Annotated in this window: 11 protein-coding genes (1 of these 11 running past the window's edge); 8 read left to right on the top strand and 3 right to left on the bottom strand. The window is 36.9% G+C overall.

The window, feature by feature from the left end:
* The 4 genes from QK255_RS11265 to QK255_RS11250 all read left to right on the top strand — a co-directional run.
* Positions 1 to 406, top strand: the final stretch of a protein-coding gene (locus QK255_RS11265; protein WP_024635847.1) for a Cof-type HAD-IIB family hydrolase. 440 nt of this gene lie to the left of the window's left edge; 406 of the gene's 846 nt are visible here — the last part of the coding sequence; the start codon falls outside the window, past its left edge; it ends in the stop codon at positions 404 to 406.
* Positions 407 to 603: 197 nt separating this feature from the next.
* Entirely contained in the window at positions 604 to 1,824 is a 1,221-nt protein-coding gene (locus QK255_RS11260) for a metallophosphoesterase family protein (RefSeq protein WP_002291329.1), read from the top strand.
* A complete protein-coding gene (locus QK255_RS11255; protein WP_002291330.1) occupies positions 1,821 to 4,541 on the top strand; it encodes an ATP-binding protein in 2,721 nt (906 codons plus the stop codon). The genes QK255_RS11260 and QK255_RS11255 overlap by 4 nt, the downstream gene beginning before the upstream one ends.
* A complete protein-coding gene (locus QK255_RS11250) occupies positions 4,525 to 5,469 on the top strand; it encodes a 3'-5' exoribonuclease YhaM family protein (protein WP_002291331.1) in 945 nt (314 codons plus the stop codon). Before QK255_RS11255 ends, QK255_RS11250 begins: the two co-directional genes overlap by 17 nt.
* A 67-nt stretch (positions 5,470 to 5,536) precedes the next feature.
* On the opposite strand, the gene QK255_RS11245 is transcribed toward QK255_RS11250, so the two are convergent.
* From QK255_RS11245 to QK255_RS11235, 3 genes are all read right to left on the bottom strand, one after another.
* Positions 5,537 to 6,547 (bottom strand): peptidylprolyl isomerase, encoded by a 1,011-nt coding sequence (locus QK255_RS11245; protein ID WP_002291335.1) that lies wholly within the window; start codon positions 6,545 to 6,547, stop codon positions 5,537 to 5,539.
* Positions 6,548 to 6,724: 177 nt separating this feature from the next.
* Positions 6,725 to 7,072, bottom strand: coding sequence for a YtxH domain-containing protein (locus tag QK255_RS11240; RefSeq protein WP_002291336.1), 348 nt, complete (start codon positions 7,070 to 7,072; stop codon positions 6,725 to 6,727).
* Positions 7,065 to 7,499 carry an HIT family protein gene (locus QK255_RS11235; protein WP_002291337.1) on the bottom strand — a complete coding sequence of 145 codons (435 nt, stop codon included), beginning with the start codon at positions 7,497 to 7,499 and terminating at the stop codon, positions 7,065 to 7,067. Before QK255_RS11235 ends, QK255_RS11240 begins: the two co-directional genes overlap by 8 nt.
* 137 nt (positions 7,500 to 7,636) lie before the next feature.
* Between QK255_RS11235 and QK255_RS11230 the strand changes: the two genes are divergently transcribed.
* The 4 genes from QK255_RS11230 (at position 7,637) to trmB (ending at position 11,296) form a co-directional block, all read left to right on the top strand.
* Positions 7,637 to 8,374, top strand: a complete 738-nt coding sequence (locus QK255_RS11230; protein ID WP_002291338.1) for an ABC transporter ATP-binding protein — start codon at positions 7,637 to 7,639, stop codon at positions 8,372 to 8,374.
* Positions 8,367 to 9,578, top strand: coding sequence for an ABC transporter permease (locus tag QK255_RS11225; protein ID WP_283341549.1), 1,212 nt, complete (start codon positions 8,367 to 8,369; stop codon positions 9,576 to 9,578). The genes QK255_RS11230 and QK255_RS11225 overlap by 8 nt, the downstream gene beginning before the upstream one ends.
* A gap of 204 nt (positions 9,579 to 9,782) precedes the next feature.
* A complete protein-coding gene (locus QK255_RS11220; protein WP_002291341.1) occupies positions 9,783 to 10,565 on the top strand; it encodes a phosphotransferase family protein in 783 nt (260 codons plus the stop codon).
* A gap of 68 nt (positions 10,566 to 10,633) precedes the next feature.
* Complete coding sequence (gene trmB, locus QK255_RS11215) at positions 10,634 to 11,296, top strand: tRNA (guanosine(46)-N7)-methyltransferase TrmB (RefSeq protein ID WP_002291343.1); 663 nt, start codon at positions 10,634 to 10,636, stop codon at positions 11,294 to 11,296.
* Positions 11,297 to 11,335 lie beyond the last annotated feature (39 nt).

Here is an 11,335-nt window from a genome sequence, read left to right as displayed (position 1 = left end):
TCCTTATAATAATATTGAAGAAATTATAGAAAAGGATGATATCAGCATTTACAAATTTTTTATTTTTATTCCCAATCGTCAATTGAAAGCGAATATATTTAACCGTTTGAAAAAGATGCTAAATGTGACTGTTACTGAATCAGCACCTGTAAACATTGAAATCGTGCCTCAAAATGTATCGAAAGGCACGGTGTTTGATCGTTTGGAATCAATCTACAATTTAAAAAAACCTTTGAGAATCGCGATCGGAGATAGTTTAAATGACTTATCTATGTTTGAGAGTGCAGATATTAGTTTTGCAATGGGAAATAGTCATCAAGAGATCATGAAAAAAGCTGATTATATTACCGTTTCAAACGATAAAGACGGAGTATCTCAAGCTTTTGAAAGAATTCTTACCATATAAACTAATTTAGGGAGTATAGAATATAAATATTTAGGATTGTGACAAAAATCATGTCACAATCTTTTTTCGAATAAACTCATTTTTTGAAGCCAGCCATTTATCGTAATTTCTTTGCATAATACGAACAAATTTTCGGTTATTGATGAAAAAAAACATTGAAAATGGTATGATAAAAGAAAAAGAGGAGGGAATTTTTAATGGTGAAATTTATCCATGCGGCAGATTTACATATGGATCGGTCATTTGAAGGACTGACAACTCTAGATAAAACTGTACAGGAAAAACTATTGAAGACGAATCTGACCGTTTTATCAAATATCATTGAACAGGCAATAATAAATAACGTTGATTTTGTTTTACTTGCAGGAGATAATTTTCATCAAAATCGTCCTTCATTAAAAATACAGAAACATTTTTCAGAACAGATGAAACGGTTAGAAAAAAACCATATACCTGTATTTATAATATTCGGAAATCATGATTTCTATCAAAAAGAGCGGTATTGGTTCTCCTTTCCTAAAAATGTCCATTTATTTACATCCGAAACGGTAGAGACAAAAAAAATAACGATAAAAAGTGGCGAAACTGTCTCTCTCAGTGGATTCAGTTATCGACAACCATGGATTCAAAAAGACAAAGTGATGGAATTTCCTTCTAGAGAACTCACAGATTACCATATTGGTTTGTATCATGGGGAACCTGGTACCTCGCAAAAAGGGAACTATGCCCCTTTCCAACCTTCAAAAATGCAAGAAAAAGGATACGATTATTGGGCTTTGGGGCATATCCATGTGCCAACAGTTTTAAATGAAAAGCAAACCATCGTTTATCCAGGTGCGCCTCAAGGACACACTAAAAAAGAACAAACTTCTACGTCCATTCTACTTGTTGAATTAAGTAAAGGCAGTTGTCAAATACATCCGATTAAAGTAGCAGAGGTCTATTGGAAGACAAAGGAAATATCATTGAGGCAAGCGAAAACGACAAAAGAGGTCATTGTTCATATTCGTCAGCAACTTTCAAAAGTAGAAGATGGGTTTAGTTTAATTGAGATAAAATTAAAAGATTATGACCATCTCAATACAGATGTTCTAGAGAGAATACAATCAGGAGAGTTATTAGATTATCTGTTAGAGGAATTTTCAGATAGGATAAGGGATTTATTTATTTGGCGTATTTCTCTCATGGAGGATACTTTTTATGCGAAGATTCCACTTGCTGCTTCTGCTAAATTGATGGAACAGCTATTTCAATACTATCAGACACCTCAAGATTTCCAACAAATTTTAAATGAAGTATATAGTCACCAAGAAGCGGCTAAAATATTGAGCGAACTGCCGGAATATCAAGAAGAAACACTTGAAAAAGCCAAGCAGCTACTTAATCAAGATTTTTTATTTGAGGAGGATCAGGAATGAAGATTTTAAGGATCGAGATTGCTGCTTTTGGAAAATGGCGTCAAAAAAGTTTTGATTTTTATTCAGGCAATCAGCTGATCTATGGGGGAAACGAAGCAGGAAAATCAACGATTTATCAATTTATCCAAGCCATCTTATTTGGATTCCCTTCAAAAGGCCGTAAAAAAAAGGATTATACACCAAAAGACGGCTCAGCCTATGGCGGCAAAATATGGCTTATACATCCTGTATACGGTGAGTTTGCTGTCGAGCGCTGTAAACAGCAAAATCGTGGAAAATCGAAGGTATGGCTGGGGAACCAAGTTGGAAGTGATGAATTACTAGAAAAACTGATTGCACCTTTGACGAAAGAGTTATTCCAGCAGGTATTTACTTTCCAGCAAGAACAGTTGATGGAACTAGATCACTTGAGAGAAAAAGAGCTACATGATGCACTGATTTCTTTAGGGATTACGGGCAGTTCTCAAGTATTCCAAAAAAGACAAGAATATTATCAGAAAGCACAACAGTTATTCAAGAAAAAAGGCCAAAAACTGCTGATCAATCAAAAATTAAATGAATGGAAAGAGCTTCAAGAAAAAATCCATCTAAAACAAGAACAGGAAGCTTATTTTGGCAAGTTGATCCAACAAGAACAGGAATACGAGTCGCAACAGCAACAGTTACTGGAACAACTACATGAGGCGAATAAACAATTTGCACTAGCCAGACAGCAAGAACTCAATTTTTCTTTATATGAAGAATGGCAATCCCTCAAAAAAAACATCGCCACAGGTCTTCCTGATGAACAACTTCTTCTTGATCTGGAGTCTTTTTCCAAACGGTATCAGCAAACAAATGAGCGTTTAGAAGAATTAGAAGCAACTCTGGAAAAGCATAGCGGGATGGATCAGCAGTCAGCTAGATATTATTTTTATTTAGAGCAGGAGCAAGAACTAAAAGACCTCCAACAACTCCAGTTTACAACGGAACAATTAAGCGAAGAATGGCAAAGACTTCAAATAGAGACTAGAGAAACAAATTCAGAATTGAAGATTTTGGAACAAAGATGGCAGTGGCAGAAAAATCCGTTACCGGAAGAATTTTTATATGAAGAAGAGTGGAAGAATCTTCTGGCTGAAGAAAGAAGGATTGCTGATCTAGAAAGCCAGATTTCTGTGCGTCTCCAGATAGCTAAAGAACAGCAAAAAATGATCGAAGCAGAAGTGAATGAGTTGGAAGAGACTTATCCAGCATTATTACAAAATCAGTCAGAGATAGCACCAACCCCTTCATCTAAACCCTATATGCTAATTGCTGGCGGAGCAATAATCATTGCAGGTATATTTGTACCAATGCCCTTAAAAGTGGTCTTTTTATTGATTGGTGCAGGCATGGTGGGCTATTTCTTCTACAAACAGCAACCAAAGGTCAAACCTAAAAATGATTTCTCAGAAATAAAAGGAATGTGGCAAGAAAAACTAGGTCAGCTTGATTTAGCTTTAGCCCAATTAGCAGAAGCAGAAGAAAAACAAAAGAGAATCGAAGAAGAAAAACAGATTCTTCAGCAAGAAGTATATCGTTTTGCTGATCATCGGCACTTAGGAAAGATGGATACACTCAAACTCATGAAAGAATATGGGCAAGAAGTCATAGATTATCAGAAATTGTATGGCGTATTTGTGCGGAAACATAAAAGAGAGCAGGAAATCCAAGAAAAACTACAACAGATCGATCAGAAATTTGAGTTTGTTAAAGAATGGCTACCCATACAAGATAAGACGATCTCAGAAAAAATGGCTATGCTTTCCCGTTTTATCCAAGAAATGGAACAGATGAAATTTGCCAGAAGCTATCAGCAAAATACTTTATTGAAGCAAGAAATCAATCAATTGAAAAAGAAACAAAAAGTATGGATACAAGAATACAGCGAACAATTGAGCCAAGCTGGATTATCTTATCCTTCGGAAGTACCTGTCTTTTTACAAAAAGCCAAACAAGCCGAACAGCAGATGAAAAGGTACAATGAACTGTCAGAAATGCTTCGTCCACTGTTTCCTGAAGAACTGACGAAAGAGAAATTATCTGTAAGACTGCGGCAACTGAAAGAAAAACAAGGCCAACTACAGCAAGAAGAAAAAGAAGCAAGTGAAAATCGGCAACGACTCCAACTTCAAGTAGAAGAGCTGCAAAGAGACGGCACATTGGACGAACTCTATCAACAAGCTAGCCGACAAAAAGCAAAATTGCAGGAATTGCTGGAGGAATGGGGCGCATTTGAAATCGCAGGGACATTCTTAGGCGATCTTTCAACAGAGATGAGTGAGAGACAATTACCTCAGTTGTTAAAAGCAGCGGGTGATTATTTAGGTATTTTAACAAAAGGAAATTATCAGAAGATATTACTGAAAAACGATACACTGACTTTAACAGACGGATATACAGACTTTCCAATCTATGAGTTGTCTACAGGTACGAAAGATCAGCTGATTATGGCGATGAGGTTTGCTTACCTCTCGTTAGAAGCCAATCGTTCGATATGCCCGATCATCATAGATGATGGCTGGCTTCATTATGATCATCAGCGAAAGTATCAATTAGCTGAACTTTTAGCTAAATTTGGAGAAAAGTATCAAATAATTTGTTTTTCTTCTGATAAAGAAATGGTAAGCTATTACCATGAGATGAACCAAACCGTAAAACAATTAGAAGGAGCAAATAATGAAAAAAATTCGTGATTTAGTAATCGATGAGCAGTTTGAGCAATTTGTCCTGATCAAAAGTGCAGATGTAAGAATCGCTAAAAACGGAAAAAAATTTATTGCTTTTACTTTCCAAGATACTTCAGGTACCATCGATGGCAAGTACTGGGATGCTTCGGAAGAGGAAATCAATAAATTTACAGCTGGCACAGTTGTTTTTCTAAACGGTAAAAGAGAGGTTTATCAAGGGAACCCGCAAGTAAAGATTCTTCACATGCGTTTAACAAGGATGGATGAGCCAGGGGAACCTAGTTTATACATGGAAAGAGCCCCTTTGAAGAAAGAAGAAATGGAAGAAGAAATCAATCAATTATTATTTGAAATCACAAATGCACATTGGAATCGGATCGTTCGCTATCTACTCAATAAATACCAAAAACAATTTTTTGAGTTTCCGGCAGCCAAAAGAAACCATCATGCATTTGCCAGTGGATTAGCTTATCATACTTTGACAATGCTTCACTTAGGAAAATCAATTGCCGATGAATATCCTGAGTTGAATCGACCATTATTATATGCGGGTATCATTTTGCATGATTTAGGAAAGGTGATCGAACTTTCCGGTCCTATGTCGACAGAATATACGCTTGCAGGGAATTTAATCGGTCATTTGGTATTGATTGACGAAGAAATAACTAAAGCCTGTCTTGCGCTGAAAATCAGCGAAGCTGACGAAGACGTTCTCGTATTACGACATATGGTTTTAGCACATCACGGCCTATTAGAATATGGTTCACCTGTACGTCCAAGAATAATGGAAGCAGAAATATTACATCAAATCGACAATATTGATGCTTCCATGCAGATGATGTTGACTTCGATTCGTCAAACAGAACCAGGAAAATACACAGATCGGATTTTCGGTATGGACAACCGAAGTTTCTATGTACCAAAAGATTTATAGCAAAAATTTATTTTTTTCATTCAAAACAAAAAAGCGAGACATAAGTCTTCGCTTTTTTTGTTTTCTTTTATTTTGATGAATCAGTTGTTTCTTCAGTTGAAGATTCTTTTGTTGAATCAGTTGATTTTGTGTCAGAGCTCTTTGTTGAAGATGTGGCTTCACTTGAGTCTTTCGTACTTGATGAAGTTGTTGTGAATGCACTCAACACATTTTCAAAGGCATCATCTTTGATTTTTACATTTGCATCTTTTAATTCTTCACCGATTACTTTAGTCGTGAATGTATTATCACTTAATTTTGTTTCAGTAGCGATTTCTTTTAATTGATCTTTGTATTTATCCATGTCGTTGCCTTTATTTTGGTTTTTCACCATTTTGACAACATAGTATTCTGTTGCATAAGAAGTAGTATTTGTTGCAGTAATAACGTCAGAGACTTCGCCGTCTTTCAATTTGAAAGCTGCTTCTTTTACTTCTGCAGGAATGGTTGTTGTCGTCGAGTCGAATTTGACTTTACCGCCATCTTCTTTTGTCTCTGAATCAGTCGATTTGTCTTTGGCTAATTTAGAGAAATCATCCCCATCGTCCGCTGATTTTTTTACATCTTTGGCTTCATCTTCACTTGATAATTTGATGATTTGTGCTTCTACTTCTGGATGGAAAGATTCCCAAGCAGTTTTCAAATCATCATCTGTAATATCTACATGAGCCTTCAAACCAGCTTCAAAAGCTAGATTATTACGGATATATTCTTTATAAGAATCTTTCGTATACCCAGCAGTTTCTAATTGTGATTCAAAAGTATCACCTAAAGATTTCGCTTGTTTGTCGTATTCTGCATCCACTTGTTTATCTGTTACTTTATCGCCGTATTTGTTATTGAATACTTTATAGATGATCATCCGTTGTACTAATGATTGGTTCGATGATTCGAGCTTTGCTTCATCGTAGAAATCAGATACAGTGATCGTTCCGCCTTTCATCGTTGCGATATCTTTATTGGTATCGCCTGAACAAGCCGCTAGAGTTAAAACAGCCAACGCACTAGTAGCTGCCAAAATAATTGATTTTTTTTTCATTAATGTTTGCACTCCTGTAATTAGTTATTATTTTTTATATATTAACTATACCATATCCCATGCCCTTTAAAAGCGTTCTCGTGATAGTTTCAAACAAAATTCAAAATTTCATCACATTCCTAGGAAATGTGCAATTATTCCTCTATTAGAGAGTCGTATCTGTTGAGAAAATGATCATTATTGTATTTGATCAGGATACTCAGGCAGATCAGCTGTTAGTTTTTCTACTTGTTCATTGATTTGGGCGATACGTGGTTCGGCCTGGAATTTAAAATCTTCGATATCTTTTTTGATGGCTTCTTGGAAAGCGGGAATCACAGATTCAGCTGTTTCTTTTGTCTCAATCAATGCGCTTTTAAAATGATCCAAGCTGTTATTTAAATCGTTTGTCAGAGTGGTTGCTTCTTCCAGTTCTTCAATCAGTTTTTTTCTTGTTTCGTTCCCACTCCTAGGTGCAAATAACAGACCTCCGACAGTTCCAGCAGCAGCTCCGAATAACAGTCCTTTGAAAAAGTTTTTAATCATCGCTGTGCACCTGCTTTACGATTGTTTCTTGAATAGCTTTTAGTTCTTCTGGTCCATAACTGTCTTGATGGTTGCCAAAGTGGATAGAAAAATCGTCCTCTTTGCTATAGCGAGGAACTAAATGGATATGTGAATGAAAAACAGATTGATAAGCTAATTCACGGTTGTTATTCAAGATATTAAGACCTTTCATTTCTGGAAAAGCTTTTTCTAATGCTTGAGCAATCTTAGGCACACGTGAAAAAACTTCTCCTGCAAGTTCAGGATCATATTCAAAAATATCTGCTACATGACGTTTAGGGACAACTAACGTGTGTCCTTTCGTTGCTTGAGAAATGTCTAAAAAAGCATAGACTTTGTCGTCTTCATAAATTTTATAGCTTGGGATTTCTTGATTGATGATTTTGCAAAAAATACAGTTTTCCATAAAAAACATCCTTTCCATAAAGAATAAATACTTCAGCTTAACTTTACCATAAGTTAAAGCCATTGTAAGGAAAAAAACAAAATACCGTCATTTTCTTCGTGGTATAATAAATAAAAATAAATGGCGGAGGAAAAAGAATGAGTTTAATTATCGATCATGTCACAGGAGGGTATGGCCATCTCCCTGTGTTAAAAGACATCAGTTTCAACGTACAGCCTGGAGAGATAGTAGGATTGATCGGGCTGAACGGAGCAGGGAAAAGTACAACCATCAAGCACATTATCGGTCTGTTGGAACCTTCAAAGGGAACGATAGAAATCAATCATCTATCTTTAAAGAAAAATACAGAAGAATATCGTAAACAAATTGGGTATATTCCAGAGACGCCTTCTTTATATGAAGAATTGACTTTGAGGGAACATATCGAAGTCACTGCGATGGCCTATGATATACCTATGGATACAGCAATGAAAAGAGCTGAAAAGCTGTTGGAGACTTTCCGTTTGTCTAATCGCCTTGACTGGTTTCCGGCTAATTTTTCAAAAGGGATGAAGCAGAAAGTGATGATCTTATGCGCCTTTTTGATCGAGCCTTCTTTATATATCATTGATGAACCATTCTTAGGATTGGACCCACTAGCTATCAATGCGCTGCTTGAATTGATGGTAGAGATGAAAAAAGAAGGAGCCGGTATTTTGATGTCTACGCATATTTTAGCTACTGCAGAAAAATACTGTGACCGTTTTGTGGTCTTACATAACGGAGAGATACGAGCAGATGGGACCCTTGAGATGTTGAGAAAAGAATTTCATCTGCCGGATTCTTCTTTGGACGAAATCTATATCGCTTTAACAAAGGAGCAGGCACATGAGTAGTTTTTTTCAAAAACGTTTAGCAAGGCATCAAAAGAAAATGATGAAATATATGCGCTATGTGTTGAACGATCATTTTGTTTTAGTTTGTCTTTTCTTAATTGGTGGCGTGGGATTGTACTATTCTAGCTGGTTGAAAACCTTGCATCCGCCTTTTGCACTTGGGGGGATGATAATCTCTGTATTTTGGATGCTCTGTTTATTTGTAGGCAAGATGGCTACTTTTGCGGAGGCAGCAGATATTGTTTTTTTACTTCCGAAAGAAAAAGAAATGCAGACCTATTTGGAACGAGCTTTTCGCTATTCTTGCATTTTTCCGATGATCCTTTTGATATTGGCATGCGGATTTGCTATGCCATTAGTGGTGGTTAGTACTCAGCATGTCTTTTCGATGTTTTTCGTCTATCTGATCATATTATGGAGTTTGAAATTCAGTCATCTGCAAATCAAGCGAGCAGAATTGTTTCGGCTAGATCAACAGGTCATTCGTTATTGGAAAACAGGTTGGTTACTTTCTTCTATGCTCATTTTGCTTCTTTCATTTTATTGGCTGGTCTGGGCAGGGGTAGCAGGTGCATTGGTACAGGCAAGTCTATATTACTGGTTTTTGTGGAAGCAACAGGAAAAAGGATTGGATTGGGAGAAAATGGTGCACGTAGAAGAACAAAGGTTGCATCAAATCTATCAATTTATTAATTTATTCACCGATGTTCCTGAAATTACGGCAAAGGTAAAAAGAAGACGCTACTTGGATCCTCTATTGACTCATATTAAGAGAGAATCAAAAAACACTTATCTTTACTTGTTTGCAAGAAGATTGGCAAGAGGTTCTGATTTTAGTGGTCTTTATTTCCGGTTAGTAATTATAGGTGGGCTATTGATTTTCGGAGTGATCGACTTTTATTTTAGTCTGATAATCGGTTCTTTATTTTTATATTTGATCGGGTTCCAATTGTTGCCTTTAGCGAGCCAGTTCCGCTATATGGTGCTCGTTCAGCTTTATCCGATCCATGAGAATCAGAAGAAGCAGGCGATCCAGTATCTGCTCACATGGGTATTAGTTATCGCATCGGTTATCTTTGGGTTGATTGCTGCAGTCGTATTGGATGGTCAGCAGCGATGGGTTCCGCTAGCGGCTTATTTGATTGTTACGGGTCTCTTTGTTAAACTATATGTACCAACTCGTTTGAAGAAGATGTCAGACTGAAAACAAAGCTGTGTAGGTTAAAAATGAACTGAAAAATAGAGCGTTGACAGTAAGAATGCTGTTCGTTCTATTTTTTTTTTGAGAAAAGTCGGTTTTTTGAATGGCAAATAAATGAAAAAGAACGTATATGTGCTTGACGTGTAGTGATCAGGCGACTAGAATAATAAGTACTGCAAAACAAAGAGTAAGAGGACGGGAGAATGCATGATGGAGTTTCAGTTAGACCAAGAGTGGCGGTTACGTCCCATCAAAGGCGATACAGGAAAAACATACATAGGCATGCGTGATGAAGACAAAGTCTTTATTAAACGAAACACGACTCCGATGTTGGCTGCTCTTTCAAGGGAAGGAATTACACCAAAACTTGTTTGGACAAAACGAACGGGGAATGGCGATACCTTGACAGCACAAGAATGGCTAGAAGGCCGCTTGCTAACTCCTAATGAGATTGGTCAAAGAAATGACGTAATTGATGTTTTGTACCATTTACATCATTCAAATTCTCTTAAAACCATGCTGACCCGTATCGGCGGACGTGTTATGACGCCGGAGAAGATGTTGCAAAAATATGAAAAAGAATTACCAGAAGAACTCCAGAAAAATCAATTTCTGCAAATCGTCCATCGATTTCTTCGTGAGCAGATCCCGCCGATAGATAAGGAAAATCTATCAGTAGTGCATGGAGATGTAAATCATCGAAATTGGTTAGTATGTAAAAATTATTTATATCTCGTGGATTGGGATTCAATCATGTTTGCAGACCCTGCGGTAGATATTGCAACGATTTTAGGAAATTATGTGCCTCTATCCAGTTGGAATCAATGGCTGATCAGTTATGGCATACGTCCGACTGACGAAATGCTTGAAAAGTTTCACTGGTATGCGGCCATGAATTTGCTCCAAGAAATCACTAGATACTGCAAACGTGAAGATCATCGACGAATGAACGAAGAAATTTTACAATTAAAACGAATTTTCAGTGGCTGAGGTTTGGCCCAAACTCTGCGGAGATTTGGCCAGACCTTTTTAATTAGAGAAAGGAATGGAGATAAATAATGCGTGTCCGAAATCGTCCGGGAGCAGCGGAAATGCTAGCGGCTCACCCGAATTTTGTAATTAGTGATCCAACATTGTGGAAGGGAAAATGGAATGAATTGTTTGGAAACGATCATCCAATCCACATTGAGATTGGAATGGGGAAAGGCCAGTTCATTACTGGAATGGCAAAAGCCCATCCTGAAATCAATTATATTGGAGTAGAAATGCAAGTAAGTGTTGTTTCTATAGCATTAGACAAGTTGATCGAACAACCGCTTCCTAACCTGAAGCTTCTGCATGTGGATGGATCAGCATTGACAGAATATTTCGCTGACAGCGAAGTAGATCAGATCTATCTGAATTTTTCTGATCCATGGCCGAAAAAACGACATGAAAAACGGCGCTTGACATACAAAACTTTTCTTGCTGTAGATGAACAGATCCTTCGCCCAAATGGAGAAATCCATTTCAAAACAGATAATCAAGGATTGTTTGAGTATTCGCTGGCAAGTTTTTCTCAATATGGCATGATCCTCAAACAGGTATGGTTGGATTTGCATCAAAGTCAATTTGAAGGCAATATTATGACGGAGTATGAAGAAAAATTTTCTTCGAAAGGTCAACGTATTTATCGAGTAGAAGCTCGATTTCAAGATAAGGCCAAAAAGAAAAGTCTGTGAATGAACTTTTTACTTTCATAAAAATATAAATCAAATCCC

It is taken from the genome of Enterococcus sp. ZQ21, assembly GCF_030053755.1.
GTDB lineage: Bacteria > Bacillota > Bacilli > Lactobacillales > Enterococcaceae > Enterococcus_B > Enterococcus_B lactis.
Note: the sequence above shows the minus strand (reverse complement) of the source record. Positions and strands in the feature narration are given on the sequence as shown.

Coding starts and splice junctions, on each gene's coding strand:
- QK255_RS11230 (WP_002291338.1), top strand. CDS start 7,637: ATGAGTTTAATTATCGATCATGTCACAGGAGGGTATGGCCATCTCCCT.
- QK255_RS11255 (WP_002291330.1), top strand. CDS start 1,821: ATGAAGATTTTAAGGATCGAGATTGCTGCTTTTGGAAAATGGCGTCAA.
- QK255_RS11240 (WP_002291336.1), bottom strand. CDS start 7,072: ATGATTAAAAACTTTTTCAAAGGACTGTTATTCGGAGCTGCTGCTGGA.
- trmB (WP_002291343.1), top strand. CDS start 10,634: ATGCGTGTCCGAAATCGTCCGGGAGCAGCGGAAATGCTAGCGGCTCAC.
- QK255_RS11235 (WP_002291337.1), bottom strand. CDS start 7,499: ATGGAAAACTGTATTTTTTGCAAAATCATCAATCAAGAAATCCCAAGC.
- QK255_RS11250 (WP_002291331.1), top strand. CDS start 4,525: ATGAAAAAAATTCGTGATTTAGTAATCGATGAGCAGTTTGAGCAATTT.
- QK255_RS11225 (WP_283341549.1), top strand. CDS start 8,367: ATGAGTAGTTTTTTTCAAAAACGTTTAGCAAGGCATCAAAAGAAAATG.
- QK255_RS11260 (WP_002291329.1), top strand. CDS start 604: ATGGTGAAATTTATCCATGCGGCAGATTTACATATGGATCGGTCATTT.
- QK255_RS11245 (WP_002291335.1), bottom strand. CDS start 6,547: ATGAAAAAAAAATCAATTATTTTGGCAGCTACTAGTGCGTTGGCTGTT.
- QK255_RS11220 (WP_002291341.1), top strand. CDS start 9,783: ATGATGGAGTTTCAGTTAGACCAAGAGTGGCGGTTACGTCCCATCAAA.